This is a genomic window from Celeribacter sp., from assembly GCF_048259695.1.
Lineage (GTDB): Bacteria > Pseudomonadota > Alphaproteobacteria > Rhodobacterales > Rhodobacteraceae > Celeribacter.
In genome coordinates this window covers 273,410-298,301 of sequence record NZ_JBLXHL010000001.1, presented here as the reverse complement: position 1 = coordinate 298,301, position 24,892 = coordinate 273,410, and the positions used below count along the sequence as shown (strand labels likewise).

The following is a 24,892-nucleotide window of genomic DNA, read 5'->3' as shown; positions in this document are numbered from 1 at the left end:
CCCTTTACACCGCCGATTTGGTGGCTATGGTCGCGCCACGTTGCATGAGCGACCCCCCGCGTGCCCGCGTGGTGGAATGGTAGACACATGAGACTTAAAATCTCCCGGCTGAATGGCCGTGCCGGTTCGAGTCCGGCCGCGGGCACCACGTTTCGTTTCCTTGAACACATTGATGTGGCCCGCGCGTAGGGACCGCATCCGCGCCCTCGCATGGCTCCGTTCAACGGCAAAGGGCAAAGGGCCACGGTTTCACGCGGGCGCTATCCCGGTTTCAAAGCGGCGTGGGTTACTGCGCGATTTGGCTCGCCATGATGGCAATCGCCTTTTGGTAGACGCCCGCCGCGTTCCACGCCTGTATGACGCTGAAATTGGGTTGCCCTTCGAGGTAGCCCTGACCCGGTTTCCACCCTTTTTGCGCGAGGAAATGCGCGGTGGAGGCCAACCCGTCGGAGATATTGGTCAGGTCCACAACGCCGTTTCCATCGCCATCGATGCCGTAGGTTTCAATATTGCCGGTCAGGAATTGCGTGTGGCCGACCTCGCCGTGCATCGCGCCCTTGGTGGCGGAGGACAACGCGCCTTTGTCGACCAAACGCAGCGCGGCGAGGGCATGCACGGAAAAGAAATCCGAGCGGCGGCAATCATAGGCCAGCGTGCTGATGGCGGAGAGCACGTTGGCATTGCCCATGTTGGATCCGAATGCGGTTTCCATGCCGTGAATGGCGACGATCACCTCGGCGGGGACGCCAAACCGGTTTTCCAGACTGGCGTAATAGGACGGGTTTTTGGCGATGCGGGCGCGGCCCATTTTGACGATCGTGGGCGCCCCGCGCACCTGCATGAATTTTTCGAGCGTGTATTTGAAGCTCTTTTGATTGCGGTCGGCGGCGATGGTTTTGGAGGCATAGGAGGTGGCGGCCAGAGCCGCGAGGCCTTTGGCCCCCACGCCCGCGTTTGCGGCCTCGGCGGCGAATTGCGTCTTCCATGTCTCGAACCCGCTCGACGTGTTGCCACAGGTGGCAGCAAGGGCAGGGGGGGCGGTCAAGAGGGCGAATGACAGGGCGAGGATACGGCGCATGGGCGGGCTCCAAAAATGGTTAATGAACGGGTGCCGTGACGCTAGCACGCAGATCGGATCGGCGAAAGGGCGACCGACAGGGAGCTAAATTGCCAGACAAAGGTCCGACAGGGGTCCGACACTTAGCCGACAGGTGGTTTTGGGCGGAGCGTCAAAGCGCTAAACTTGTCCAAATCGAACAAAAGGGCGCCCCGCGCGGGACGCCCTTTTATGTGTCATTTCGGGTTGGTTAGCTGCGTGTGCCGGCGAATTTTTCCTGCCATTCCTCGCGCTGTTCGTCCGTGATTTTACCGAACAGGTTGTCCGGCACGGTAAAGGCGTGGCCGGCGGGAAGCTGTGCAAATGCGGCCTGTTTATCCTCGGGCCAGATCGGGGTGCCGGTGCCCATTGCGGTGGCCAGTTTGCCGGCGGCATCGGGGATGAACGGTGCGGATAGCCCTGCGTAGAGCGGGATGAGGTTGAGCGCGAACCGGATCTGCATCGCGGCGGTTTCGGGGTCCTCTTTGAACACCGCCCAAGGGGAGGCATCTTGGAGGTACTCGTTGCCAAGCGTCCAGATCGCGCGCAGTTCGCTCGCGGATTTGCGCACGTCGATGGCGTCCATATGCCCTTGGTATGCTTCGATTTTTTCCGAAATCGCAGCGATAAGCGCAATCTCGCGTTCGCCGTATTCTCCGCCTGCGGGGACCTCTTCGCCGAATTTGGATCGACAGAATTTGGTGACGCGGGAGACGAAATTTCCGAGAACATCCGCGAGGTCCTTGTTCACGGAGACCTGGAAATTTTCCCATGTGAACTCGCTGTCCGAGCTTTCGGGAGCGTGGCTTAACAGCCACCACCGCCAGTAGTCGGACGGCAACAGCGACAGGGCCTGATCCATGAACACGCCGCGCCCGCGCGAGGTGGAAAACTGGCCGCCGTCATAGTTCAGGTAGTTGAACGATTTGATGTAATCGACCATCTTCCACGGCTCGCCCGCACCCAACATGGTGACGGGGAAGGACAGGGTGTGAAACGGCACGTTGTCCTTGCCCATAAACTGGACATAGCGCACATCATCGGCGCCCTTGTCCGTGCGCCACCACCGTTCCCAGTCGGCGTCGCTGAGCCCTTGTGTTTCCGCCCATTCACCGCCGCAGGCGATGTATTCAATCGGGGCGTCGAACCAGACATAAAACACCTTGTCTTCCATACCCTCCCAAGGCGCATCGCCCTTTTGAACGGGGACGCCCCATTTGAGATCTCGGGTGATGCCGCGGTCTTGGAGACCGTCGCCATCGTTGAGCCATTTCTTTGCAATCGAGGTGGTCAGGATCGGCCAATCGGCCTTGCTGCTGATCCAGTCGTTGAGTGCATCGCGCATTTTGGATTGGCGCAAATAGAGGTGTTTGGTCTTGCGTTCCTCGAGGTCGGTCGCCCCCGAAATGGTCGAATAGGGATTGATCAGGTCGGTGGGATCAAGTTGCTTGGTGCAATTGTCACACTGGTCGCCACGCGCGCCCTCAAAGCCACAGTTGGGACAGGTTCCCTCAATGTAGCGGTCAGGCAAAAACCGCCCGTCGGTGGCGGAATAGACCTGAGTTTCCTCGACCTCTTCGATCAGGCCCTCGTCAAACAGGCGACCGGCGAGGTGCTGTGTCAGCTTGCGGTTCTGCTCGGACGAGGAGCGGCCGAAATGGTCGAACGACAGGCGGAACCCACGGGCCAGTTCGGCCTGAACCCCGTGCATTTCGGCGCAGTATTCGCCAACGTCCTTGCCCGCCTTTTGGGCGGCAATCTCGGCGGGGGTGCCGTGTTCGTCGGTGGCGCACAGGAACAAAACCTCGTCCCCCCGCGCACGGCGATATCGGGCGTAGAGATCGGCGGGCAATTGCGAGCCGACGAGGTTGCCGAGGTGCTTGATCCCGTTGATGTAGGGGAGCGCGGAAGTGATGAGCGTGCGTGCCATGTGCGTGCGGGTCCGTCCGTTGAATTCTCTTGGGCTTTGTGTATCGCGCCGCGCACAAAAGAACCAGAGGCCACGGACCTGCCCTTTTGGCGGCGCTTGGGCGTGCGCGTCGGTGCACTTTGTCGAATTTGCACAGGGAAACCGTCGCGAAACCGTCGCGTCCCCCTTTGAACATCGCGCCCCGCGTTATACGTTACGCGCAACCGCCCGATAGCTCGGGTTATATGAACGCACAAAAGACGAATAGGAATGCCTCGATGAAAATGCGCAAAATCGGCAAAAGCGATTTGGAAGTCTCCGAAATCTGCCTCGGCACCATGACATGGGGCTCGCAAGACAGTCTTGAGAATGCTCACGCCCAGATCGCCCATGCCAAAGAGCAGGGCATCAATTTCATGGACACCGCCGAGATGTATCCGGTGAACCCGGTCCGGGCCGAAACGGTTGGCGGCACCGAGGAAATCATCGGCAAGTATTTCGCGGCGAACGGTGATCGCGACGATTGGGTTCTGGCCACAAAAATTGCGGGCCCATCGGGATTTATTTCTCAGGAGGGCATCACGCCCGCGACGCTTGAGGCGCGGCTCGATCTGTCGCTCAAGCGGCTGCAAACGGACTATGTCGATCTCTATCAGCTGCACTGGCCCAACCGCGGCTCGTATCATTTCCGTCAGCATTGGACGTTCGACCCGAGTGCGCAGCCCGCCAAAGAGGCCGTGCTCGACAACATGCGGGCCGTGAACGAGAAAATGGCAGAGCTGCAAAAGGCCGGTAAGGTGCGCGAGTTCGGCGCCTCCAACGAGTCCGCGTGGGGCATGATGCAATGGCTGCGTGTGGCCGAGGACACGGGCGGGCCGCGGATGCAGTCGATCCAGAACGAATATTCGTTGCTGTGCCGCCTCTACGATACCGATCTGGCCGAACTGGCCGTCCACGAAGAGATCTCGCTGTTGGCCTATTCGGTTCTGGCCTGCGGGATGTTGTCGGGAAAATACGACGGCGGCAAAACCATTGATCCAAACTCGCGCATGGCTGTCGGTCCCGACCTTGGCGGTCGTGTGACTCCACAGGTCTGGCCCGCTGTGGACGCCTATATGGCGATTGCGCAAAAGCATGGGCTTGACCCCGTTGCCATGTCCATCGCGTGGTCGCTTACCCGTCCGTTTGATGTGATGCCGATCATCGGCGGGCGCTCGGTCGAGCAGCTTCAGCACTCGATTGATGGCGAATATCTGGAATTGTCCAAGGACGTTCTGGCCGATATCGATGCCGCGCACCGCGCCCACGGGAAGCCGTTCTGATGCGCCTGCGCGCCCTCTTTGCGGGCCTTGCGGTTGCGGGGCTTTTGGCGGGGTGTGTGCCGTCTGACGAGGGCAGCGACATCATTCTCGGGCCGGGGGCTGCGGCGTCCGACCCCTCCAACGCGGCCACATTCCAAACGGCGTGCGAACGGCGCGGTGGCGAGTGGCGCAATGTGGGTCGGGGCGGGTTGATGACCTGTTTTACCACGCCAAAAGACGCGGGAAAATATTGTACCAAATCCACCGATTGTTCGACCGAATGTCTGGCCCGCTCAAACACCTGTGCGCCCATTCAGCCGCTTTATGGCTGTAACGAACTGTTGGACGCCTCCGGGCGTCGGGGGACCCTATGCGTAGATTGATCGCCCTGTTCGGCCTCGTTACACTGACGGCCTGTCTGGGCGGTGGCGAGGCGCCACAGCCCACGGGGACGCGCGATGCGAGCGTGCCGATGTCGTCGATGGCGGCGTTTGATCCGGCGCGGTTTTCGGGGCGGTGGAACGAGGTGATGGCCTACCTGCCCGCAGGGGCGTCCTGTGTCCTTGGCGGTGTGACGTTCACGCCGCAACGCTCGGGCGACATGACCCTCACGGAAGGCCCCTGTGCCGATGGTGCGCCGCGTCGCGGGTTGGCCACACGTGTCGGGCCGGGGCGGTTCGCGTTTATGGGCGAGACGATTTGGGTGTTGTGGATCGACCAAAGTTACCAAACGGCGGTGATCGCCACGCCCGGAGGACGGGCGCATATCCTGTCGCGTAGCTTGAGTGTTCCGGCGGATAAAGCACAGGCGGCAAAAGACATTCTGGCGTGGAACGGGTTTGACGTCACAACGTTGGCCCCCGCACGACGCAAATAACCAATCACGACCGGCACACTCGGAGGTAGAGATCATGCGGATTTTGTTTACAGGCGGATCAGGCAAGGCAGGGCGCCATGTGGTGCCGTATCTTTTGGCCAAAGGGCATCGCGTGGTTAACGCCGACCTTGTGCCGCTTGACTGCGACGGCGTCGATAACCTCACGGTCGACATCACCGACAGCGGACAGATGTTCAATGCGCTCACGTCCTATGCCAACTTTGACGAATTGGAGCCCGGGACGGGTGTGCCGAAATTTGATGCCGTTGTACATTTCGCCGCCGTGCCGCGCATTTTGCTCAAACCCGACAACGAGACCTACCGCGTCAACACCATCGGCACCTATAACGTGCTTGAGGCGGCGGTGAAGCTTGGCATCAAAAAGGTGATCTTTGCCTCGTCCGAAACCACCTATGGTGTCTGTTTTGCGGATGGCGAGCGCAAGCCCGCCTACCTGCCCGTGGACGAGGAACACCCCGTGATCCCCGAGGACAGCTACGCCATGTCCAAGGTCGTCAATGAGGTCACCGCGCGCAGTTTCCAACGCCGCTCCGGCTTTGATATCTATGGCATCCGCATCAACAATGTGGTCGAGCCACATGAGTACGCCGCCAATTTTCCGGACTATTTCAAAGATCCGGATCTGCGCCGCCGCAATATTTTCGCTTATATCGACGCGCGTGATTTGGGGCAGATGGTAGATTTGATGCTGCGCACGGACGGATTGGGGTTCGAGATTTTCAACGCCTCCAACGACAACCATTCCGTCAACCTGTCGACCAAAGAACTCATCGGCCGCTATTATCAGGGTGTCGAGATCAAACGCGATATGGGCGAGGAGGAGACCGTCTATTCCAACGCCAAGGCCAAAGACATGTTGGGCTTTGCGCCTGTCCACAACTGGCGGGATGTGCTTGACGGGTGAGGCCGTTTTGCGTGATCACGATCGGTGATCTGGGTGTGAATATTTTTTGACTGGTCGGTCGAGGGCGTTTTCGCGTATAGCGCATAGATGTACGCACAAACATCATATTCCGCACACGCCCGCGCCGTGATCGCATTGGCCTTGCCCTTGGCGGGTAGCCAGTTGGCGCAATTCGCGCTTCACATGACCGATGTCATTATGATGGGGTGGTTTGGCCTCGACGAACTGGCCGCGCTGGTTCTGGCGTCGGGCTATTGGTTCATCACCTTTATCCTGCTTGCGGGGTTTGCCTTTGCCGTCATGCCGCTTGTCGCCAATGCGGCGGGGGCAGGGGACACCACGGTTGTGCGCCGTGCGACGCGGATGGCCATGTGGTTGTCGGCGATAGCGGCAATTGTGATCTATCCGCTGTTCGGGTTTTCCGAATGGGTGCTGAACGCGTTGGGCCAAGAACCGCAAATCGCCGCGCTTGCGCAATCCTATCTCGTTGTGGCGGGGATCGAGATGCTGCCCGCCCTGATTGCGATGGTGTTGCGATCCTATTTCTCGGCGCTTGAACGCACCCGCGTGGTGTTGTTGTTCACCATTGTCGCCGTCATCGCCAATGCGGGCCTGAACTGGGTCTTGATCTTTGGCAACTTCGGCCTGCCCGCTATGGGGGTGATCGGCTCGGCTTTGTCGTCGCTCATTGTGTCGACGCTGACCGTTGTGGCGCTCGTGATCTACGCGATCAGGGCGACGCCGGAAAACGAGTTGTTCCGCAACCTGACCAAACCCGACTGGGACATGTTTCGGACGGTCGCCAAGATGGGCGTGCCGATTGGCCTGACCTCTCTGGCCGAAGTGGGGATGTTCAATGCCGCCGCTATCATGATGGGATGGATCAGTACCGTGGCTTTGGCCGCGCATGGTGTGGCGCTGCAACTTTCTGCGGTTGCCTTTATGGTTCAGATTGGCCTGTCACAGGCGGGGACCATCCGTGCCGGTAACGCTTACGGGCGGCGTGACGAGGCAGGGCTGCGGCGCGGCGCCATTGTCGTCACCGTGCTGTCCTTGGTCATGGCGGCGTTGACGCTTACCGTGTTCTTGTCGACATCCGAGATTTTGATCGGGTTGTTCATTGCCCCCTCCGAGCCGCAGCGCGATCTGGTTCTGGCCGCGGGGGCGGGATTTATGGTCTTTGCCGCGCTGTTCCAGTTTTCGGATGGTGGACAGGTCACGGCGCTTTCATTGCTGCGCGGCGTACAAGACACCACTGTGCCAATGTGGCTTGCAACGATTTCCTACTGGTGCGTCGGGATGCCGGTTGCCTATGTGTGTGGCTTTGTTCTTGACTGGGGGGGCAATGGCATTTGGGTCGGCTTGCTGACGGGGCTGAGCTGTGCGTGGGTGTTCATGGCATGGCGGTTCTGGATGAACAAATCGCGGATCGTTTCGGCACCCGCCTGAGGTGGTATGCGCCTTTAGTCCTTAGCCATCAGGCGGTCGGCCTTTTTACGCACCAATACCGTGCGCAGGTCGTGCATGGTGAGCAATAGCTCGTCGGTGACGAGTTCCAGCTGTTCATCCGTGGCGCGGGTCTGCGCCCAATGTGCGGTCAGGTTGAGGTGGTCCACAGCGCGGTGAATATCGTCGATGTCCCGCGCGGCAAGAACCACAGCGCGCTCGCCCATCCAGTTTTGAATGGCCGTGAGGTCCGCCTCGGATAACGTGCGTTGCCCGTGCGGTTTGATTTCGCCGTTCTTCATATTCACAACGGCGATCTGATCCATTTCGATCCGCCGCTGACGGTTTTCGGTGTCCACACGAAACACAAAGGCGCCGTTCTCGCGTACACGAAAGTAATAGTCGGGAAGATCGGAACTCATATGGAACGGGCTTTCAAATGACTGTCTTGGCGCACAATAGGGGGTGCGCGGGCGGCAATGCAAGCGCCCGCGCACGTCGTCAGCCCAGATCGGCACAGAAGGCTTGAATGCGGCGGCACGCCTCGGTGAGGGCGGCGTCCGATGTGGCATAGGACACGCGAAAGTTGGGCGAGAGGCCAAAGGCCGCGCCAAACACCACCGCGACGCCGTGCTCTTCGAGCAGGGCGGTGCAAAAGTCCTCGTCCGTCTCTATTTTCGTCCCGCCCCTGGAGGTCTTGCCGATGCAACCCGAGATATCGGGATAGACGTAGAATGCGCCCTCAGGGACCGGACAGGTCACGCCCTCGATCGCGTTGAGCATTCCCGCAACCAGATTGCGGCGGCGCACAAACACCGCGTTGTTTTGCGCGATGAAATCATGCGGGCCGTTCAGGGCCTCCACGGCGGCAAATTGCGATATGGAACAGGGGTTGGAGGTCGATTGCGATTGAATTTTGCGCATGGCGGCAATCAGCTCTTTCGGCCCCGCCGCATAGCCGATCCGCCACCCCGTCATGGCGTAGGCTTTGGACACGCCGTTGACCGTCAGGGTGCGGTCATACAGGCGCGGTTCGATCTGGGCCGGGGTGCAAAACTCAAAGCCGTCAAAGGCGAGGTGTTCGTACATATCATCGGTCATCACCCAGACATGCGGGTGGCGCAGCAGTACATCCGTCAGCCCCTTTAACTCATCGCGTGAATAGCCTGCGCCCGTGGGATTGGAGGGCGAGTTGAAGATCAGCCATTTGGTCTTGGGCGTGATGGCCGCTTCCAACTGTGCGGGCGTCAGTTTGAAGCCGGTGTCCAGACGCGCCTCGACCGCGACCGGCACGCCGCCCGCGAGCAGCACCATGTCGGGGTAGGAGACCCAGTAGGGCGCGGGGATGATCACTTCGTCGCCGGTGTTCAGCGTGGCCATCAGCGCGTTGAACAGCACCTGTTTGCCGCCGGAGGACACGCTGACCTGATCGGGGCTGTAGTCGAGATCGTTATCGCGTTTGAATTTGGCACAGATCGCCTGTTTCAACTCGGGGATGCCATCCACGGCGGTGTATTTTGTTTTGCCCTCGGTAATGGCGCGTATACCGGCCGCTTTGATATGCTCGGGCGTGTCGAAGTCGGGTTCGCCCGCGCCAAGCCCGATGATATCGCGACCGGCGGCTTTCAACTCTTGTGCCTTGGTGGTGACGGCGATTGTCGGGGAGGGTTTTACGCGGGCAAGGGTGTCGGAGAGAAAGGGCATGTGCGGCTCCATCGTCAAAGGGATTGTTCCTTGAGTGACACAATGTGACGCCTTCGCCAAGACGCGCCTTGCGAAGAGTGTGCGAGGGGTGCAAAAAGTGAGCACACAAACGGGAGAGCCATCATGACCGAGACACACGAGCACCGCCTGAAACGGATCAAGATCCGTGCATGGCGCCGCGGGATCAAGGAAATGGACCTGTTGATCGGGGGCTATGCCGACGCGCATTTGGCCGACATGAGCGTGGCGGATCTGGATGCCTTTGAACAGATGATGGACGAGGCCGATCAGGATCTGTTGTCTTGGGCCACGCATCAGGTTGAGACCCCCGCCGAGTTCAAGGGGATGCTGGATAAGGTGGTTGCGTTTGCAGACCCGAAATTATGGTTAAAGTAAGGCATCTAAGCGGGCCGAATAAAAAACTTTTAGCCGTTTAACGTTATCTTGGGGAATTGGGCGCAAATTGACATCTGAATTGCTTGGCGGAGTGACAGATGAGCGTCCATCCTATGATAGAGAATCCAGCAGATACGGCATTTATGTCCCAATACCTCGAGGCTCTTTCCCTCGTGGAGCGGCTTCACCGGCTCCTTCTTGATGTGATCAAGGACGAGTTCGAGCGGGTCGGCGTATTGGAGATCAATGCCGTTCAGGCCCTGTTGTTGTTTAACGTTGGCGAGAACGAAGTGACCGCCGGTGAGTTGAAAACGCGTGGCTATTATCAGGGCTCGAACGTGTCCTATAACCTGAAAAAACTCGTCGACATGGGCTATATGCACCATCAGCGCTGTGAGATTGACCGCCGCTCCGTACGGGTCAAACTGACGGATAAGGGGTGTCATGTGCGCAACACGGTCGCCGCCTTGTTCGCACGCCATGCCGAGGGGCTTCAGGGGCGTAAGGTAATTACCTCCGAGGGCGTTGAGGAAATCAACACCGCGCTGCGCCGTGTCGAGCGGTATTGGGCCGATCAAATCCGCTACATCTACTAAGGTCGTATCACGCCTCACGCGGGCGGGGATCGTTGACCCACGAAAGGCAGGCCATTCGCCTGCCTTTGTCGCGTCCGCCTATAGCCTTGTGCGATTTGCCGCGTGACGGGCGGCCCGTTGCGGTGCCGTGACGGCGTGCGGTGCGCGGTCCAATTGCCCGATCGCCACGGTTTCCAGTTCTTTGAGCAACTTGCGCCGCATGGCGTTTGCATAATCGGAATAGGACGTGGCCTGTTCGACAAAGGCGCCGAACCCGCTGATCACCGCCCCCTGGAAATAGCGCCCCAATCGTGCCAGATCACGGCCGGCTGTGCCTGTGTCGTCCCGTGTGACCGTGCTTGCGACCGCCAGACCGTTGATGGTGATTTGTGCCAGTTCGGGGGACATGCGCACATCTTGGGGGCGTGGGCCGACATTGGACGGACCATCGGCGGAAATATCGAGCGTGTAGCGCCAACACTTTTCGATCTCGGACAGCTTTCGACCACCATAAAGCATCGCCTGTCCCATTGCTGTTCCAAGGGCGTGCGGTGTGCGGTGTTGGGCGCGCAATTGTGCACTGACCTGCGCGAGATCGGCGTGCGATGTGATGGCTCGCCACGTCACCAGATCACGCGGCGCGGTGTCCCCCGCCCATTCATACACCATCAGATAAACAGGGGCGCCGTCGAGCGCCAGAAAGGCCCCGCGTACATCGGGATCCTCCAGAGCCTGTGCCAGACCTTCGATTTGGAGCCGCCACTCCTCGGCGCCGACCGAGCCGGATACGTCCAACCCGAGGGCGAGCGCCTGACGACATGTGTCCGCCGCCACCACCGGCCCGCCCGACATCGCAAGCCCTCCCGCCAAAAGGAGGGCCGTGCAACGTCGGGTGAGGGGGGCGAGGCGGATCATCCGGCCGGTGGCCCGATTACCAATGCCCGGTATTTTCCATCGACGCCCACGGTTCTTGCGCGGGGAGGTCGGCGCCCTTTTGCAGCAATTCGATCGAGATATTATCGGGCGAGCGGACAAAGGCCATGTGACCACAGCGTGGCGGGCGGTTGATCGTCACGCCATTGTCCATAAGGGTCTGGCAGAGGGCGTAAATATCGTCGACCTCATAGGCAAGGTGGCCGAAATGGCGTCCGTCGGCGGGCAAGCCGTCATCGCCATCCCAGTTGTAGGTCAACTCGACAGGGCATTCTTCCTGACCTTCGGCGGCCATGAATATAAGGGAAAACCGCCCTTGTTCACTGTCGTGGCGTTTGATCTCCTTCAGGCCAAGAAGTTCATAAAACGCCATGGATTTTTCCAGATCCTTGACGCGGACCATCGTGTGTAAGTAGCGCATGGGCATCCTCCTGTTTGAATGTGGTTGGGGCGATAGTAGCGCAGTTTTTGCCGATGGCCATGCCTGTCGCCGCGCGGGTCACTTGCACAAACGCGCGAGTGTCGCCGTGCCACACGGACCTGTGTGGCGTAGATTAGAATGCGGATTTAATACCGATCCCGATGGCGGTGGTGCGTGTGTCGAACCGTGACACGTTTGACCATGTCTGGCCGAGGTCCACCCTGATTTCAGGCGCAAAGCCGAAATAGCTCTGGTCGGTCAAGGTAAAGCGCGCCGCACCATAAAGCGAGGTGTCGCGGCGTCCGCCCGGAACCACGGAGCCGAACAGGAACGGATAGTCGGGGTAGCGGGTCATTTCCGCACCGATCGTAAAGCTTGCCGTGCTGCCAAAGACGGGTTTTGACGGGGCAAAGGTCGTGGACAGGCCCGCGCCATAACGCGCACTGGTGACGGAGTCGGAAAAGACCTGTTCCACAAAGGCCGAGTGATAGAATGTTCCGCGCCCCTTGGCGGGTTTGGTCAGGTTGATGGCGTATTTGAGCGCCTGTGATCCATCGCGTGCGGGGTCGATGGCGAACTCTTTGCGGGCGTCAATGCTATGACTGAACGTCCCGCCGGATTTGAGGGCGTGGATGTCGGTGAGGGAGACCTGCATCACATCGGCGTAGGCCTCGCGCCCCGAAAACAGACGTCCCGCGGAGAGATCCCACCGCAGGGCGCGGGTTTTGCCGAGCGGCTTGCTCCCGCCAAACACCGCTTCGACACTGCCGAAATCATAATCCGAGGCGATGGCCGAGGGGGCGGCGGCCTTGGCCGCGGAGGAGAGCATGACCACCGTGTTGCGCGCACGCACCCCCGCCGTCAACGAGACGCCACTGTCCATGCGCCACCGGTAGCGCACCGTGCCGGCCATGCTTGCGCGGTAGCCGGATAGGGCTTGTGACAAGGTGCCAACGGTTCCGATCCACGGCAATCCGTCGACGGAATAGACCGATCCCTGAGCGCCATTGTTGACGTTCGAGGAGGGCGAGAGTGAAAACGAAAATTGCGTCGACCACGGGTCGTAGCGCCGGATTTCGTTGAAATTACGAATGATGTTGCGTTTTTCAACCGGCGTTCCGGCGGTGTTGAGGGCACGGCGGAGCCAGAATTTGGACTGCATGGTGCGCCCGTTGCGGTAGGCCTCAACGGAGGCGAGCCGCGCCACGCGGGTTTTTTCCGATGCGGTGGCGGCGTTGCGCCATGCGCCCCGCGCACTCGCAATCGCCTCGTCCGAGCGCCCCAAACGGCGCAGCGCATCGGTGCGAATGAGGTGCGCGGCGTAGACATCGGGGCGGGTGGCCAATAGCCCCTCGACCAGATCAAGCGCCACTTGCGGGTGGCCCGCGTGCAATTGATTCCGCGCCAGAACGATCAATTCGTCCTGTGTCAACGCAATGGAGTGCGCCGCGGGGGCGGTCGGTCGGGAGGATTGCGCCGTGGCCCCCGTTGGGGCCATGGCCAAAGCGCAGGCCAGACAGCCGCCCGAAAACAGGTGCTGTAAGAGGCCGCGCATTATCTGCTGCGATCTAGCATGAAGGCGCCCAACTCGTTGACACCCCCTGAGTAGCTTGCATCCCCTGCATAGAAAATTTCGTCCTCTGCGGTGGGGCGTGTACTGTCGACCGCGAGTCCGCCAGCGAGCGTTGTGCCGTCCGCGTTGGTGGCTTCGCCGCCGACCGTTGTCGTATAGCCGGCACCAAAGGTGCTGGTCTGGATGATGCCGTCGTCGTTCCTGTCGATCCAGATCGGAGCATTGAACACATAGTCGCCGCCATCGAGCACGAGTGTGCCAACCGCCACTTGATCCGCGCCCGCGCCCGATATGAGGCCTTGGATGGTGCCACTGCCGCCCGACAGATCACCCGCTTCGACATATTCGCCGGCGTCCTCGTCCCATTCGGCACCAGGGAGTGTTCCGATCGTCCCCTCCGCTTGGAATTCCCCTTGGGCATCCAGTGCGCCGTTCGCCGCGGTGCCGCCAAAACTCGAGAGGTTTCCGAGGAAGTTCCCATCCGCATCGTAGGCTTTGCGTTCGTCGATATTGAACCGGACCGCACCCGCACTGTTCAGCTTTTCAAAGTCGATGGTGAGCGCCATCGCGCCCGAGATGTATTCAAGTCTTTTGTCGTTGTTAAAGGTCCGGATCGCGGCGTAATCGCCGACAAAATCGCCCTGGTTCTCGGTTGGAAGGGTCACGCCGCCGTTGCGGCCATAGATGAACCCGTTGGTGCGCCACCCGTCGCTCGTGTCAAATGTCGAGGCCACAATCGTCACGTAGGCTTTGCCGTTATCGCTGGTCTGGTGAATGGCGAGGTAGCCGTTTTGCGGGATCGGCCCGATGCCGAATTCATCCACCATCGTATTTTGGGCGTTGCGGTAAAGGTAAAAATCGCCGCCCGCGCCCGCGACGCCGGTGGGGTTGCCCGCGGTCGCCACCCGGACATAGCTGTCATTGCCGTCAAAGGGCATGCCCGTGATGATGAGGCTGTTGCCGTTATCCTCAACCGTCACCGAGTTTTCCACGAGGTGATAGTCGAAATCGGAGGAAGACGGATCTGTTTCGGCCGCGTGCAGGCGTACGATCGAGCGGCTTGCGCTCAGGTTCTCGTCCGCTGTGCCGCGCAAATCAGTGATTGCCGTTACAACCGCCGAAGTGCCACCACCCGGGCCCACGGATTTATTGGGGCCACCACATGCGGTCAAGCCAGCCATGAGGAGAGACAGGAGGGCGATTTTTGACGTGCTCATAAGGGCCTCATAGCGCAAACGTTTCTGCATTCCGGATCGAGAAACTTCTTGGGAGGTAGGAGTCCCAAAGTGTCACGCTTATGTCAACTGATGCTTCGACGGGGGACCCGAAAATCCCCTTTGTGGCGGGTATTCATTTCGGGTCTGTGACCGGATCACCGCTATCCGCCCTCTGTCTGGCAGGTGCGGTCCGGATATAGTAAGGCTTGATTCGAGATCGGCACCCGCCGCATACGGGCGGTTCCGAGAGGGAAAAGGGCGACGCCATGAAGCAATATCACGAGCAACTTCGCACCATTCTTGACCACGGTGTCGAGACCACCGACCGCACGGGGACGGGGACGCTTTCGTATTTCGGGCTGCAGGGGCGCTATCCGTTGGCCGACGGGTTCCCGCTTGTCACCACCAAAAAGCTTTATCTGCGCGCGATCATCCATGAGCTGTTGTGGTTCATCGCGGGTGATACCAACATCCAGTACCTAAAGGACAATAAGGTCACGATCTGGGACGAATGGGCCGATGAGAACGGCGATCTTGGTCCGGTCTACGGGCGTCAGTGGCGCAAGTGGCCCGGGGGCGAGCGCGGCACGATCGATCAGGTGACGGGGCTGATCGACGCGATCAAAGCCACGCCTGACAGCCGCCGTCTGATTGTCTCGGCATGGAACCCCGCCGATGTGCCGAACATGGCGCTGCCGCCGTGTCACACGCTGTGGCAGGTAAAGGTTTTGGGCGGGAAATTGCATCTGCAGCTCTATCAACGCTCCGCCGATATGTTCCTCGGTGTGCCATTCAATATCGCCTCCTATGCGCTGTTGCTCAAAATGATTGCGCAGGTGACGGGCTATGAGGCGGGCGATTTCATCCATTCCATTGGCGATGCGCATATCTATTCCAACCACCGCGATCAGGTGAATTTGCAACTGTCGCGCACGCCCAAAGCGCTGCCACAGGTGCGGCTCAATCCGGATGTGAAAAGCCTGTTTGATTTCACATTCGACGACATCGAGATTGTGGATTACGATCCCGATCCCGCGATCAAAGCCCCCGTGGCCGTCTGAGGGAGCGCCGGATATGATTTCGCTCATCGCCGCCTGTGATCGCAACGGCGCCATTGGCAAAGGCAACGATATTCCGTGGCACGCCCCCGAGGATTTGCGGTTCTTTATGCGCGAAACCATGGGCGGGGCGGTCATCATGGGGCGCAAGACGTGGGAGAGCCTGCCCGCTGCTGCCAAGCCGTTGAAAAACCGTCTCAATATCGTGGTGTCGTCGCAGGGCGTTGACCATGAGCATGTTGTCGCATCGATAGAGGACGCCGTGAACCTTGCCCGAACACAGGGGCGGGCGCGTATTTACGGTATGGGCGGGGCGGGTATTTACAAGGCGATGTTGCCATTGGCCGACCGTCTGTTGTTGACCGAAGTCGACCTCGCGGTTGAGGGCGCGGATACGTGGTTTCCGTCCTTTGATGCACGCGACTGGCGGGTGTTGGAGCGGATTAAACTGGGGGGCGATGGGCCGGCGTGTGAGGTGGTCGAGCGCGTCCGCGTTTCCAATGGATAACGATTGTCCGGACTGTTCGTAAATCCGCAACAATCCAAGCCCTTGTGGAATGGGTGTTTGACCACACAAGCCCTCGTGGGTTAACCTTGGGAAAAGATAAATATGGCGGCCTGTTCAGGAGTTTTTCAATGATGGTTAAATCCGCACTTACCGCGGCAGCTTTGGTGGCCTTCGCAAGCCCCGTTCTTGCCGCCGATTATCAGCCCGCACAGCGCGGCGTGACGCAGTTTGCTTATGAGCAAAACGTTGGAAACTACTGCCCTGCGGGGCTTCAGCCGATCCGCTACAACGGTGTCGTGTGCTGTGGTCAACCCAATGCAACGGGCTATTCCGAGGCTCCCGTTGTGCGCAGCTACGCCCAGTCATCCGATCCCAAATCGCCCGCTTACGCCCCCGAGCGCATTCCGATGGGCAAATCACCGAACTCCATGGACGGTAGCTAATTTAGCGGCGGACGTGATCCAGATCCGTACCACGCACGTAATCTTGTAAAAGGAGACGCGCGTGGTACAAATTCTGACCCTCTATCTTTCGACAGCTCTTGTTTTTCTCGGTGCCGATGCGGTGTTTTTGAAAAACGTGATGCGCCCTGTGTTCGAGCGCACCATTGGGGACTGGCTGCTCGATGATTTCCGCATTGTGCCGGCGGCGCTGTTTTATCTCTTTTACATCGCGGGCGTTTTGATCTTTGTTTCCGTTCCCGCGTTGGCGGGCGGTTCATTGATTGCGGTGGCGGCAAAGGGCGCGCTTCTGGGCGCTCTGGCCTATGGCACATTCGAGTTCACCTCTTATGCCGTGTTGGAGCGGTGGTCGGCCGAAATGGTCATCATCGATGTGGCGTGGGGGGCGACCGTCACGGGATTGGCCGCGGTTGCGGGCGTGGCGATTGCCCGCGCGATCCACGGCTGATCAGCCCCGTTCGATTTCCGACGTGATGAAGGCGGCCACGGCGTGACCCAGAGCCTCATGGGCGGTGGCGTCGAAATGGATGCCGTCGACGTCAGAGCATGAGATAACGCGGCCCGCATCAAAAAAACCGACATCGCGTTTGTCGGCCTCGGCGGCATAGAGCGCGGCGATCCCGCGGGCTTTGTCGGTTGCGCCCGCAAACTCGTCGGCAAAAACGCCGGTTTCGAACGGCGCGGGGGGCGCGATCAGAAAGGGTTCAAACCCGCCATGGCGCGCCTGCACGTCCTCGGACAGCGCGATATCAAGCAAGAACCCGACATCCGCCGCGATCTGGTCGGCGGTCGCGTCAAAGTGTGCTTTGAAATCATTGGTGCCAAGCATGATGGCAAGGGCATCAATCGGCCCGTGACTTTCGAGCGCGATGAACAACCCGATGCGCCCGTCCATATGCGGCCCCATGATCGGACAGGGCCGTGCGGTGGTGCGCCCGGGCAAGCCCTCTTCGGTCAGATCCCACCCCAAATCACCGGCGCAAACCACGGGCCAACGGCGCTCGTTTCGGGGCAGTTCAGCATCATACGCGGGCAACGGCTGTGTGCCGTAGGTGTTGCTGTCTCCAAAACAAAGCAGTCGCGGCATGGGACATCCTTCCCTCAATGGGCGTGTTGAAACGGCCCCTAATTTGTGGCGGTGTGCCGGAAATTACAAGCGCAATAGCGGCGCGGTTTTGGGGTGTCATTCGCGGGACAAATGCGCAAAATATGTCCTGAGACGACCAATGGCGAGGCTGATATGACGACGATCTACGGAATTAAGACCTGTGATACCTGCCGCAAGGCCGTAAAGGCCCTTGGGGCCGAGTTGCACGATATTCGTGCGGACCCGCTTACGCCCGCGCAATTGGCGCAGTTTTATGAGGCCTTTGGTGACGCCCTTTTGAACACGCGATCGACGACGTGGCGGGGGTTGTCCGAACATGAGCGTGCGTGCGCCCCGCTTGATCTTTTGGCCGCGCACCCGACCGTGATGAAACGTCCCGTGATCGATGCCAACGGGACGCTCTATCTGGGGTGGGGAAAGGATGTTCAGGCGGCACTGTCGGGCGCGTAGCTCCGGCGTGTCATGCGGGATTTGAGCGCGGAGTCCATTGAAAATGCGCCCGCTCCCATAGCGGCCAGGGTGACAAAGACAAAGACCCAAAGCGTGCGTTGATCCATAATCAACGCATCCGAGGCACGGTCGAACCATGCCCCGATGGTGGCTGCGTCCGCTTTGTGGCCGACAATATCCGTGAGCGATTGCACAACGGTAAAGCCGATCATGCCGAGGGCGGCGAGACGTGTGAACAGGCCCACAACGATCAACGCGGGCAGGATGAATTCCGCGTAGGTGCCACCCATGACCACAAGCCAGTGGAACACGCCGAGTTGGCTTGCGTCATAGCCCGCGGCCTCCATCTGGCGCGGAAAAATCTGGGCGTAGGCACCCAGAGACGGGGTGAACAGCCCGTCGAGTTTTGTCAGGGCCGACCCCCAGAAATAGCGCAGCAATACGGCGGCAAAGGTGAACCGTGCGAGCAGCGGCAAGAGGCGTGTGGAGGCGAAGGTAATGCGGTCAAATAGGTCGGTCAAACTGTGTTCTCCAAATGGGTAATGGCGCCACCCGACATAAGCGCGCCAATAAAGGACGTGAGATCAAGGGTCTGCGGGGCGTGTTCGATCGCCGCGCCAAGGGGCGTTCCCGCGTGCAAAGCGTCGATGACCGTGGCTGTCCCGCTTGGGAATGGGGTTGCAACGGGATCAAATTCGGGCCGTGTGATGAGGATGTCTTGTGCGCCGCCTGTGGGGTTTGGCCCGCCAAAGGCCGCCGCGCGGATCCCCGCGACCGGATAGGCCGAGCGCACCATGCGCACGGCGGGTGCCAACGTCACGCGGGCGGCAAAGATCTGTGGATCGGTGAGGCGTTCGGGGGCAACAGGTGCGGCATCGGCGGCGTGATAGGCCTGACGCATGGCCCATTCGAGCCGCGCGACATCCGCCAGATAGGGCAGGCTTGCTGCGGGAGGGAAAGTGGCGATAAAGGCGGGGAAGCCCGCGCCGAACTCCGCCATCAGCGGTGAGCCGGGCGGTAATTTCCGCACGCTTTCGCCGGCCATCGCGTCGAAGAAGGCATCGCCAACGAGCGATTTGACGGCGGGAAATCCTGTGGCCAGGGCGTCTTTCAGACCGACCACGATGTTATTGCGATAGACGTTGAACCGTTTGGTGGTGGGGGCGCCATCCGCGCCGACAATGCCGTCGGGCACAGGGGCCGCGGGGTCGAGGGCGGCGGTGATGAATGCGGTGTGGCTCATGCGGGCACCGGTGCGAGGAGCGCATCGGCCCGCGCCGCCTCAGCCGCAAGTACGTCCCACGCAGGCACATCGTTGTCCCATTCGATCAGGGTCGGTTTCGGGCCGCCCACGGCAATGGTATGCGCGTAGAGCGCCCAAACGGGATCGGCCACTTCGCGTCCGTGGCTGTCGATCAAAAGTGGTGCGCCATGGTCGTCCTCATCCGCGTCATGCCCGCCGAGGTGGATTTCGCCCACCGCCGCATGGTTGAAGCTGTCGATGTAGGCCCGTGGATCGAGGCGCATATTGGTGGCGGAAACAAAGACGTTGTTGACGTCGAGCAACAGCCCGCACCCCGTGCGCCGCGTCACTTCGGTCAGGAATGCAACCTCGTCCCATGTGCTTTCGTCAAAGGCCAGATAGGAGGAGGGGTTTTCAAGGAGCATGGTGCGCCCGAGCGTATCCTGGACTTCGCTCACGTGATCACAGACGCGGGCAAGGGTGGCATCGGTGTAGGGCAACGGCAGCAGGTCGTTGAAATAGGCGCCTGCGCCGTCAATGTCGTGGGTCGACCATGCCAAATGTTCAGAAAACGATGCAGGGTTGAGCCACGACACGAGGTGTTTGAGGCGGGACAGGTGGTCCGGATCAAGCCGTCCTTCGCCGCCAATCGAAAGGCCGACGCCGTGAACGGATAGGGGAAAACGGTCGGACAAGGCCCGCAGTTGCGCAATCGGTCGACCGCCTGCACCCATGTAGTTTTCGGCATGGATTTCCAACCATGTGACGGGGTCGGCATTGTCCAGAATGTTCGAAAAGTGTTGGGCTTTGTAGCCGACACCCACGCCGTTGGGCAGGGCATTGTCGGATTTGTGCAACATGTCGTGCATCTTGTTCTCCCGAATACGTGGATGGGGCGGCACAGGTGCGCCGCCCCAAAGGGGGCCTTACATCGGCAGGTCGCGCTCGAGGGCTTCGAGGGAGCCCATGCGCTCGGTGCCGTCCATGGAGGCCGGAACAGCAATATCGGCACAGGTGCCTGCGGGGACGAGGCTCCATGCGTTGCCTTGGTAGTCGACCTTGGATGTGCCTGCACAGGTTGTGCCCGGACCGGCGGCGCAATCGTTCTCGCCGGCCAGAGACACGCCAAAGCATTTCTCCTGCTCCTGAGCGGATGCGGTTGTGGCGTGGGCGGACAGAGCGGCGGCGGCTGCAGCGGCAAGGACGAGTGTTTTCGTGTGGTTCATAAGGGTGTCTCCCGAAAGTTCATGCGTTTATTCCGCCGTTGTGGCGGTGAGAGCAACATGGCGGAAAAGAGCGATCACAGGCCACTCACGAGCCTGTGTGCGCACGGCCCTGTCAGGAATTGAAACAAACGAAAATGTGAGTTCCGGGGGTGAAAACGCATAACGCCTCCCGTGTGGGGAGGCGTTATAGGGTTTTATATCAGAGGGTTGGGCGATTATTTCAAATCGGGGGCCAAGGCCTCTTGTTTCAGGGTGCTCACGATTTCGTCGAGGCTCACAACCGAGGTTTGTTTCTCTCCGAGGCGACGGACTGAAACAGTTTTCTCCTCAACTTCGCGTCCACCGACGGCCAAAATGACCGGCACTTTACCCAAAGAGTGTTCGCGCACCTTATAATTGATCTTTTCATTGCGAATATCGGCCTCGGCGCGCACGCCCACGGCTTTGAGGGCGTTGACGACGTCTTGTACATAGTCGTCTGCGTCCGAGATGATCGAGGCAACCACGACCTGACGCGGGGCGAGCCAGAACGGCAATTTCCCCGCGTGGCTTTCGATCAGGATGCCGATGAAGCGTTCGAACGAACCGAGGACCGCGCGGTGCAACATGACGGGACGGTGTTTGTCACCATCGGCACCGATATAGCCGGCATCAAGCCGTTCGGGCAGGTTGGGGTCGATTTGCAACGTCCCGCATTGCCAGTCACGGCCAATCGCATCGGTCAAAACGAATTCGAGTTTTGGCCCGTAAAACGCGCCTTCGCCCTCCTGGATCTCGAAGTCATAACCCGCGGCCTTGATCCCGTTGGCCAGATCGGCTTCGGCCTGGTCCCAACTTTCCTCGGTGCCAACACGTTTTTCGGGACGTGTGGACAGTTTGACCTTCCATTGATCAAAGCCGAGGTCGGCATAGATTTTGGCCAAGAAGGTGACGAATTTTCTGGTTTCATTCTCAACCTGTTCGTTGGTGCAGAAAATATGCGCGTCATCTTGGGTGAACCCGCGCACGCGCATGATGCCATGCAACGCCCCCGAGGGCTCGTAGCGGTTACAGGATCCGAACTCGGCCATGCGCAACGGCAGGTCGCGGTAGGATTTCAGACCCTGATTGAACACCTGAACGTGGCAGGGGCAGTTCATCGGCTTGAGCGCGTTCACGGTCTTTTCGCGCGCATGGTCCTCGTCCACCTCAACGATGAACATGTTCTCCTGGTAGTTGTCCCAGTGGCCCGAGGCCTCCCAGAGTTTGCGGTTCACCACCTGTGGCGTGTTGACCTCGACATAGCCATCGCGCTCTTGTTGGCGGCGCATGTAGTCTTGCAACGTGGTGTAGATGCGCCATCCGTTGGGATGCCAGAAAATCTGGCCGGGGGCCTCTTCCTGCATGTGGAACAGATCCATCTCGCGGCCCAGTTTGCGGTGGTCGCGTTTGGCGGCCTCCTCCAACATGGTCAGGTGTGCCTTGAGCGCCTTGGGGTCTTTGAACGCCACGCCGTAGATGCGCTGCAGCATCGCGTTGTCGCTGTTGCCGCGCCAATATGCGCCGGCCACGGACATCAATTTGAAGCTGTTGTTTGGCACTTGGCCCGTGTTTTGCAGGTGCGGACCACGGCACAAATCCTGCCAGTCGCCGTGCCAGTACATGCGGATCGGTTGGCCGTCGTCGGGGATCATGCCCACCAACTCGACCTTATAGGCCTCGCCGTTTTTCTCGTAATGGGCGACGGCTTCGGCGCGGGTCCACACTTCGGTGCGGACAGGATCGCGGGCATTGATGATCTCTTTCATCTTCGCTTCGATCTCGCTGAGGTCTTCGGGGGTGAACGGTTCCTTGCGGTCGAAATCGTAGTACCAACCGTCTTTGATCACCGGGCCGATGGTCACTTTGACATCCGGCCACAGCTCCTGAACGGCGCGGGCCATGATATGGGCAAGGTCGTGACGGATCAGTTCATTGGCCTGATCGTCGTCTTGCATGGTGTGAATGGCAATACTGGCATCGGTGTCGATGGGCCATTGCAGATCCCAATGCGCCCCGTTTACGGTGGCCGAGATTGCTTTTTTGCCAAGAGATGTCGAGATGGAGGTTGCGACCTCGGCGGCGGTGATGCCGGCCTCATAGTCGCGTGCATTGCCATCGGGGAAAGTAAGAGAGACTAGGGACATCAATGGTCCTCCTCGTCAGTTTGGCGCCCACGGAACGCCCGGTTGCGGGTTTTGGTTCGCGCTCTATGTGCTTTAGGACGGGGCGCGAAGTCAATGCGAAAGGAACAAAATGGGGTGGGGTCATGCAGTGTTTCAGCGCCTGTCGGGTGTACATGGAGACGGGAGTGCGACACCCGAGGGGATGAGCGAGGCGGCGGGTCGGGCCGAACCCGCTAATTTCCTGCGCCATGTCGGTGCATTATCCATGACAAAATCGGCGGACGGGTTGTTTGATCCCAAACTGGTCTTGTCGTGGCTGTTGAGCCATCTGGGGGCGCCCGCTGCCTTGATCGGTCTGCTTGTTCCGATCCGTGAGGCAGGCGCGCTTTTGCCACAACTGATCACGGCCCCCTATATTCACCGCATGTCACAGCGCAAATGGGCGTGGGCGGCGGCCTGTTTGGGACAGGCCTTTGCTGCGGGGCTTCTGGTCTGGATCGGTCTCACGCTATCGGGGGCGGCGGCGGGGTATGCCGCCTGTGGGGCCGTGGCGATTTTGGCGCTGTCGCGGTCGGTGGCCTCGGTGAGTTACAAAGACATCCTTGGCAAGACCATCGCCAAAACACGGCGGGGCGCGGTCACGGGGGCGGCAGCGTCAATATCGGCCATCGTGGTGATCCTCTTTGCGCTTTTGTTGATGTTTGCACCTGTGGAGCGCTTCGCGCTTGTGATCGGTGCATTGGTGCTGTCGGCGGGTTTTTGGCTGGCCGCCTTCGCCGTCTTTTCCACCCTGCGCGAAGAGGCCGGACGCGGCGGGGGCGAGGCGCGTATTCTGGCGCAACTGGGGCTGCTCAAACAGCAACCGATGCTGCGGCGGTTTATCCTTGCACGCGGGCTTTTGACAGGGACGGCACTGGCCCCGCCATATCTGATTGTCCTTGGTGCTCAGGCGGGGAATGGCACGTTCGAGGCGCTCGGCGCATCCGTGTTGGCCTCCGCCGTGGCGTCGTTTGTGTCGTCCTATGTCTGGGGACGGTTGTCGGATCGCTCCTCCAAAACCGTTTTGATGCTTTCGGGCCTGTTTGGCGCGGGGGCCTTGATCCTCGGGGTGGTTTTGGACCTTCTGGGGATGTCTGCGACCCTTTGGGCCATTCCGTTGTCGTTGTTTTTTCTGATGATTTGTTATCACGGAGTGCGCCAAGGGCGCTCGACCTATCTCGTGGATCTGGCCCCCGAGGATCAGCGCACGGCCTATGCGGCGGTGGCCAATACGGTGATCGGGGTGATCTTGCTCTTTTCGGGGGGGATCGGGGCGGTGGCCAGTTTTTTTGGTCCGCATGGGGCGTTGCTGACCTTTGCCGCTTTGGCGCTCGCAGGGGCGGCGGTGGCCGCGCGCCTCAAAGAAGTCGAAGACGGTTTTGCGCTGTTTTCCATGACGGATGACTAGCTGTGCATTTGCAATGCGGGCGGCGGCACGCTACCTCTGATCATGTATAGTTACGGAGCTAACCATGACCGATTTTCTCGATACACCAACGGGCCGCCGCCTTGCTTACAACCGCTTTGAGGGCGAGGGCGTGGGGGTCGTGTTCCTCGGCGGGTTCATGTCCGATATGGCCGGAACCAAGGCGGTGGCGCTAGAACAATGGGCGCGTACGCAAGGCCGCCCGTTTTTGCGGTTCGACTATTCGGGCCATGGCGAAAGTGACGGCGCGTTCGAGGAGGGCTGTATCGGTGATTGGGCCGAGGATGCCCGCGCCGCGATCGAGGCGCTGACCCTTGGACCGCAAATCCTTGTCGGATCATCAATGGGCGGGTGGATCGCGCTCCTGTTGGCCAAACGCATTCCCGAACAGATCGCGGGACTGGTGGGGATCGCCGCCGCCCCCGATTTCACGCAGGACGGGTTTTGGGCGGGCTTTGACACGCAACAGCGCGCGGCGTTGGAACACGACGGTGTGGTTTATCTGCCGTCCGGTTACGAGAGTGATTACCCGATTACAAAGCGTCTCATCGAGGATGGTCGCCGGCATTTGGTGTTGCGTGAGCCGCTCCGCGTGCCGTTTCCTGTGCGCCTGTTGCAAGGGACACATGATAAATCGGTCACACGCGACACCGCTTTGCGGTTGCTTGACCACATCGACGCGGACGATGTGCGTTTGAGCCTTGTCAAAGGGGCGGATCATTCCTTTTCCTCCATTGAATGCCTGAAAATGGTCGAGGCGGCGATTTTTGACGTGTTGGGGCATATGGATGACGATCTGTTTGTGTGAGCTGCGCCGCTTGTTTGCGACAGGTCGAAGCCAGAGAGAATGGTGGGG

Annotated in this window: 28 protein-coding genes and 1 tRNA gene; 15 read left to right on the top strand and 14 right to left on the bottom strand. The window is 60.0% G+C overall.

The features are described from left to right. Positions 1–62: 62 nt before the first annotated feature. Positions 63–148, top strand: a tRNA-Leu gene (locus ACN0Q0_RS01465). 138 nt (positions 149–286) lie between these two features. Here the strand turns inward: ACN0Q0_RS01465 and ACN0Q0_RS01460 are convergent. Together ACN0Q0_RS01460 and metG are read right to left on the bottom strand one after the other, a co-directional pair. Next, entirely contained in the window at positions 287–1,078 is a 792-nt protein-coding gene (locus ACN0Q0_RS01460) for a lytic murein transglycosylase (protein WP_417241573.1), read from the bottom strand. Positions 1,079–1,307: 229 nt separating this feature from the next. After that, positions 1,308–3,026: a methionine--tRNA ligase gene (gene metG, locus ACN0Q0_RS01455; protein ID WP_417241572.1), complete on the bottom strand. Its 1,719-nt coding sequence runs from the start codon at positions 3,024–3,026 to the stop codon at positions 1,308–1,310. Between the two features lie 257 nt (positions 3,027–3,283). Between metG and ACN0Q0_RS01450 the strand changes: the two genes are divergently transcribed. From ACN0Q0_RS01450 to ACN0Q0_RS01430, 5 genes are all read left to right on the top strand, one after another. Continuing rightward, positions 3,284–4,327, top strand: a complete 1,044-nt coding sequence (locus tag ACN0Q0_RS01450; protein WP_417241571.1) for an aldo/keto reductase — start codon at positions 3,284–3,286, stop codon at positions 4,325–4,327. Continuing rightward, entirely contained in the window at positions 4,327–4,689 is a 363-nt protein-coding gene (locus ACN0Q0_RS01445) for a hypothetical protein (protein WP_417241570.1), read from the top strand. The genes ACN0Q0_RS01450 and ACN0Q0_RS01445 overlap by 1 nt, the downstream gene beginning before the upstream one ends. Next, positions 4,677–5,183: a lipocalin family protein gene (locus ACN0Q0_RS01440; RefSeq protein WP_417241569.1), complete on the top strand. Its 507-nt coding sequence runs from the start codon at positions 4,677–4,679 to the stop codon at positions 5,181–5,183. Before ACN0Q0_RS01445 ends, ACN0Q0_RS01440 begins: the two co-directional genes overlap by 13 nt. Positions 5,184–5,217: 34 nt before the next feature. After that, on the top strand, positions 5,218–6,108 hold the full coding sequence (locus tag ACN0Q0_RS01435) for an NAD-dependent epimerase/dehydratase family protein (protein WP_417241568.1): 891 nt from the start codon (positions 5,218–5,220) through the stop codon (positions 6,106–6,108). Between the two features lie 87 nt (positions 6,109–6,195). After that, complete coding sequence (locus ACN0Q0_RS01430; RefSeq protein ID WP_417241567.1) at positions 6,196–7,557, top strand: MATE family efflux transporter; 1,362 nt, start codon at positions 6,196–6,198, stop codon at positions 7,555–7,557. A gap of 14 nt (positions 7,558–7,571) precedes the next feature. Here the strand turns inward: ACN0Q0_RS01430 and ACN0Q0_RS01425 are convergent, their stop codons facing one another. Together ACN0Q0_RS01425 and ACN0Q0_RS01420 are read right to left on the bottom strand one after the other, a co-directional pair. Continuing rightward, positions 7,572–7,976, bottom strand: coding sequence for a hypothetical protein (locus tag ACN0Q0_RS01425; protein WP_417241566.1), 405 nt, complete (start codon positions 7,974–7,976; stop codon positions 7,572–7,574). 79 nt (positions 7,977–8,055) lie between these two features. Continuing rightward, complete coding sequence (locus tag ACN0Q0_RS01420; RefSeq protein ID WP_417241565.1) at positions 8,056–9,258, bottom strand: pyridoxal phosphate-dependent aminotransferase; 1,203 nt, start codon at positions 9,256–9,258, stop codon at positions 8,056–8,058. 123 nt (positions 9,259–9,381) lie between these two features. On the opposite strand from ACN0Q0_RS01420, the gene ACN0Q0_RS01415 reads away from it, so the two are divergent. Together ACN0Q0_RS01415 and ACN0Q0_RS01410 are read left to right on the top strand one after the other, a co-directional pair. Beyond that, positions 9,382–9,654 (top strand): succinate dehydrogenase assembly factor 2, encoded by a 273-nt coding sequence (locus tag ACN0Q0_RS01415; protein ID WP_417241564.1) that lies wholly within the window; start codon positions 9,382–9,384, stop codon positions 9,652–9,654. Positions 9,655–9,767: 113 nt separating this feature from the next. Continuing rightward, on the top strand, positions 9,768–10,250 hold the full coding sequence (locus tag ACN0Q0_RS01410) for a MarR family winged helix-turn-helix transcriptional regulator (protein ID WP_417241563.1): 483 nt from the start codon (positions 9,768–9,770) through the stop codon (positions 10,248–10,250). A 78-nt stretch (positions 10,251–10,328) separates the two neighbouring features. Here ACN0Q0_RS01410 and ACN0Q0_RS01405 read toward each other — a convergent pair whose 3' ends face one another. The 4 genes from ACN0Q0_RS01405 to ACN0Q0_RS01390 form a co-directional block, all read right to left on the bottom strand. Beyond that, a complete protein-coding gene (locus tag ACN0Q0_RS01405; RefSeq protein WP_417241562.1) occupies positions 10,329–11,081 on the bottom strand; it encodes a DUF1194 domain-containing protein in 753 nt (250 codons plus the stop codon). Between the two features lie 79 nt (positions 11,082–11,160). Further along, on the bottom strand, positions 11,161–11,589 hold the full coding sequence (locus ACN0Q0_RS01400) for a VOC family protein (protein WP_417241561.1): 429 nt from the start codon (positions 11,587–11,589) through the stop codon (positions 11,161–11,163). 127 nt (positions 11,590–11,716) lie between these two features. Then, the gene (locus tag ACN0Q0_RS01395; protein ID WP_417241560.1) at positions 11,717–13,138 is read right to left on the bottom strand and encodes a tetratricopeptide repeat protein; all 1,422 of its coding nucleotides are present in this window, start codon (positions 13,136–13,138) and stop codon (positions 11,717–11,719) included. After that, entirely contained in the window at positions 13,138–14,373 is a 1,236-nt protein-coding gene (locus tag ACN0Q0_RS01390) for a hypothetical protein (RefSeq protein WP_417241559.1), read from the bottom strand. The genes ACN0Q0_RS01395 and ACN0Q0_RS01390 overlap by 1 nt, the downstream gene beginning before the upstream one ends. Positions 14,374–14,639: 266 nt before the next feature. Here ACN0Q0_RS01390 and ACN0Q0_RS01385 point away from each other — a divergent pair, with 266 nt between their 5' ends. From ACN0Q0_RS01385 to ACN0Q0_RS01370, 4 genes are all read left to right on the top strand, one after another. Beyond that, entirely contained in the window at positions 14,640–15,434 is a 795-nt protein-coding gene (locus ACN0Q0_RS01385; RefSeq protein ID WP_417241558.1) for a thymidylate synthase, read from the top strand. 13 nt (positions 15,435–15,447) lie between these two features. Then, positions 15,448–15,939, top strand: a complete 492-nt coding sequence (locus tag ACN0Q0_RS01380) for a dihydrofolate reductase (RefSeq protein WP_417241557.1) — start codon at positions 15,448–15,450, stop codon at positions 15,937–15,939. 128 nt (positions 15,940–16,067) lie between these two features. Further along, the gene (locus ACN0Q0_RS01375; RefSeq protein WP_417241556.1) at positions 16,068–16,382 is read left to right on the top strand and encodes a hypothetical protein; all 315 of its coding nucleotides are present in this window, start codon (positions 16,068–16,070) and stop codon (positions 16,380–16,382) included. Positions 16,383–16,443: 61 nt separating this feature from the next. Then, positions 16,444–16,848: a DUF2177 family protein gene (locus ACN0Q0_RS01370; protein ID WP_417241555.1), complete on the top strand. Its 405-nt coding sequence runs from the start codon at positions 16,444–16,446 to the stop codon at positions 16,846–16,848. On the opposite strand, the gene ACN0Q0_RS01365 is transcribed toward ACN0Q0_RS01370, so the two are convergent. Beyond that, complete coding sequence (locus ACN0Q0_RS01365) at positions 16,849–17,487, bottom strand: GDSL-type esterase/lipase family protein (protein WP_417241554.1); 639 nt, start codon at positions 17,485–17,487, stop codon at positions 16,849–16,851. A 153-nt stretch (positions 17,488–17,640) separates the two neighbouring features. Here ACN0Q0_RS01365 and ACN0Q0_RS01360 point away from each other — a divergent pair, with 153 nt between their 5' ends. After that, the gene (locus ACN0Q0_RS01360; RefSeq protein WP_417241553.1) at positions 17,641–17,958 is read left to right on the top strand and encodes an arsenate reductase family protein; all 318 of its coding nucleotides are present in this window, start codon (positions 17,641–17,643) and stop codon (positions 17,956–17,958) included. On the opposite strand, the gene ACN0Q0_RS01355 is transcribed toward ACN0Q0_RS01360, so the two are convergent. The 5 genes from ACN0Q0_RS01355 to thrS form a co-directional block, all read right to left on the bottom strand. After that, positions 17,934–18,479: a DoxX family protein gene (locus tag ACN0Q0_RS01355; RefSeq protein WP_417241552.1), complete on the bottom strand. Its 546-nt coding sequence runs from the start codon at positions 18,477–18,479 to the stop codon at positions 17,934–17,936. The two genes, ACN0Q0_RS01360 and ACN0Q0_RS01355, sit on opposite strands and share 25 nt — an antisense overlap. Beyond that, positions 18,476–19,201: a putative DNA-binding domain-containing protein gene (locus ACN0Q0_RS01350; protein WP_417241551.1), complete on the bottom strand. Its 726-nt coding sequence runs from the start codon at positions 19,199–19,201 to the stop codon at positions 18,476–18,478. The genes ACN0Q0_RS01355 and ACN0Q0_RS01350 overlap by 4 nt, the downstream gene beginning before the upstream one ends. Next, positions 19,198–20,070, bottom strand: coding sequence for a DUF692 domain-containing protein (locus ACN0Q0_RS01345; protein WP_417241550.1), 873 nt, complete (start codon positions 20,068–20,070; stop codon positions 19,198–19,200). The genes ACN0Q0_RS01350 and ACN0Q0_RS01345 overlap by 4 nt, the downstream gene beginning before the upstream one ends. 57 nt (positions 20,071–20,127) lie before the next feature. Then, complete coding sequence (locus ACN0Q0_RS01340) at positions 20,128–20,427, bottom strand: DUF2282 domain-containing protein (RefSeq protein WP_417241549.1); 300 nt, start codon at positions 20,425–20,427, stop codon at positions 20,128–20,130. Positions 20,428–20,642: 215 nt separating this feature from the next. Beyond that, positions 20,643–22,592 (bottom strand): threonine--tRNA ligase, encoded by a 1,950-nt coding sequence (gene thrS / locus ACN0Q0_RS01335; RefSeq protein WP_417241548.1) that lies wholly within the window; start codon positions 22,590–22,592, stop codon positions 20,643–20,645. Between the two features lie 244 nt (positions 22,593–22,836). Between thrS and ACN0Q0_RS01330 the strand changes: the two genes are divergently transcribed. Beyond that, positions 22,837–24,018 carry an MFS transporter gene (locus ACN0Q0_RS01330; protein WP_417241547.1) on the top strand — a complete coding sequence of 394 codons (1,182 nt, stop codon included), beginning with the start codon at positions 22,837–22,839 and terminating at the stop codon, positions 24,016–24,018. A gap of 64 nt (positions 24,019–24,082) precedes the next feature. Further along, positions 24,083–24,844 carry an alpha/beta hydrolase gene (locus tag ACN0Q0_RS01325; protein WP_417241546.1) on the top strand — a complete coding sequence of 254 codons (762 nt, stop codon included), beginning with the start codon at positions 24,083–24,085 and terminating at the stop codon, positions 24,842–24,844. The last annotated feature ends 48 nt before the right edge of the window (positions 24,845–24,892 follow it).

Excerpts from the sequence above, each read along its gene's own strand:
- ACN0Q0_RS01460 (WP_417241573.1), bottom strand. The coding sequence starts at position 1,078 with ATGCGCCGTATCCTCGCCCTGTCATTCGCCCTCTTGACCGCCCCCCCT.
- metG (WP_417241572.1), bottom strand. The coding sequence starts at position 3,026 with ATGGCACGCACGCTCATCACTTCCGCGCTCCCCTACATCAACGGGATC.
- ACN0Q0_RS01450 (WP_417241571.1), top strand. The coding sequence starts at position 3,284 with ATGAAAATGCGCAAAATCGGCAAAAGCGATTTGGAAGTCTCCGAAATC.
- ACN0Q0_RS01445 (WP_417241570.1), top strand. The coding sequence starts at position 4,327 with ATGCGCCTGCGCGCCCTCTTTGCGGGCCTTGCGGTTGCGGGGCTTTTG.
- ACN0Q0_RS01440 (WP_417241569.1), top strand. The coding sequence starts at position 4,677 with ATGCGTAGATTGATCGCCCTGTTCGGCCTCGTTACACTGACGGCCTGT.
- ACN0Q0_RS01435 (WP_417241568.1), top strand. The coding sequence starts at position 5,218 with ATGCGGATTTTGTTTACAGGCGGATCAGGCAAGGCAGGGCGCCATGTG.
- ACN0Q0_RS01430 (WP_417241567.1), top strand. The coding sequence starts at position 6,196 with ATGTACGCACAAACATCATATTCCGCACACGCCCGCGCCGTGATCGCA.
- ACN0Q0_RS01425 (WP_417241566.1), bottom strand. The coding sequence starts at position 7,976 with ATGAGTTCCGATCTTCCCGACTATTACTTTCGTGTACGCGAGAACGGC.
- ACN0Q0_RS01420 (WP_417241565.1), bottom strand. The coding sequence starts at position 9,258 with ATGCCCTTTCTCTCCGACACCCTTGCCCGCGTAAAACCCTCCCCGACA.
- ACN0Q0_RS01415 (WP_417241564.1), top strand. The coding sequence starts at position 9,382 with ATGACCGAGACACACGAGCACCGCCTGAAACGGATCAAGATCCGTGCA.
- ACN0Q0_RS01410 (WP_417241563.1), top strand. The coding sequence starts at position 9,768 with ATGATAGAGAATCCAGCAGATACGGCATTTATGTCCCAATACCTCGAG.
- ACN0Q0_RS01405 (WP_417241562.1), bottom strand. The coding sequence starts at position 11,081 with ATGTCGGGCGGGCCGGTGGTGGCGGCGGACACATGTCGTCAGGCGCTC.
- ACN0Q0_RS01400 (WP_417241561.1), bottom strand. The coding sequence starts at position 11,589 with ATGCCCATGCGCTACTTACACACGATGGTCCGCGTCAAGGATCTGGAA.
- ACN0Q0_RS01395 (WP_417241560.1), bottom strand. The coding sequence starts at position 13,138 with ATGCGCGGCCTCTTACAGCACCTGTTTTCGGGCGGCTGTCTGGCCTGC.
- ACN0Q0_RS01390 (WP_417241559.1), bottom strand. The coding sequence starts at position 14,373 with ATGAGCACGTCAAAAATCGCCCTCCTGTCTCTCCTCATGGCTGGCTTG.
- ACN0Q0_RS01385 (WP_417241558.1), top strand. The coding sequence starts at position 14,640 with ATGAAGCAATATCACGAGCAACTTCGCACCATTCTTGACCACGGTGTC.
- ACN0Q0_RS01380 (WP_417241557.1), top strand. The coding sequence starts at position 15,448 with ATGATTTCGCTCATCGCCGCCTGTGATCGCAACGGCGCCATTGGCAAA.
- ACN0Q0_RS01375 (WP_417241556.1), top strand. The coding sequence starts at position 16,068 with ATGATGGTTAAATCCGCACTTACCGCGGCAGCTTTGGTGGCCTTCGCA.
- ACN0Q0_RS01365 (WP_417241554.1), bottom strand. The coding sequence starts at position 17,487 with ATGCCGCGACTGCTTTGTTTTGGAGACAGCAACACCTACGGCACACAG.
- ACN0Q0_RS01360 (WP_417241553.1), top strand. The coding sequence starts at position 17,641 with ATGACGACGATCTACGGAATTAAGACCTGTGATACCTGCCGCAAGGCC.
- ACN0Q0_RS01350 (WP_417241551.1), bottom strand. The coding sequence starts at position 19,201 with ATGAGCCACACCGCATTCATCACCGCCGCCCTCGACCCCGCGGCCCCT.
- ACN0Q0_RS01345 (WP_417241550.1), bottom strand. The coding sequence starts at position 20,070 with ATGCACGACATGTTGCACAAATCCGACAATGCCCTGCCCAACGGCGTG.
- ACN0Q0_RS01340 (WP_417241549.1), bottom strand. The coding sequence starts at position 20,427 with ATGAACCACACGAAAACACTCGTCCTTGCCGCTGCAGCCGCCGCCGCT.
- thrS (WP_417241548.1), bottom strand. The coding sequence starts at position 22,592 with ATGTCCCTAGTCTCTCTTACTTTCCCCGATGGCAATGCACGCGACTAT.
- ACN0Q0_RS01330 (WP_417241547.1), top strand. The coding sequence starts at position 22,837 with ATGACAAAATCGGCGGACGGGTTGTTTGATCCCAAACTGGTCTTGTCG.
- ACN0Q0_RS01325 (WP_417241546.1), top strand. The coding sequence starts at position 24,083 with ATGACCGATTTTCTCGATACACCAACGGGCCGCCGCCTTGCTTACAAC.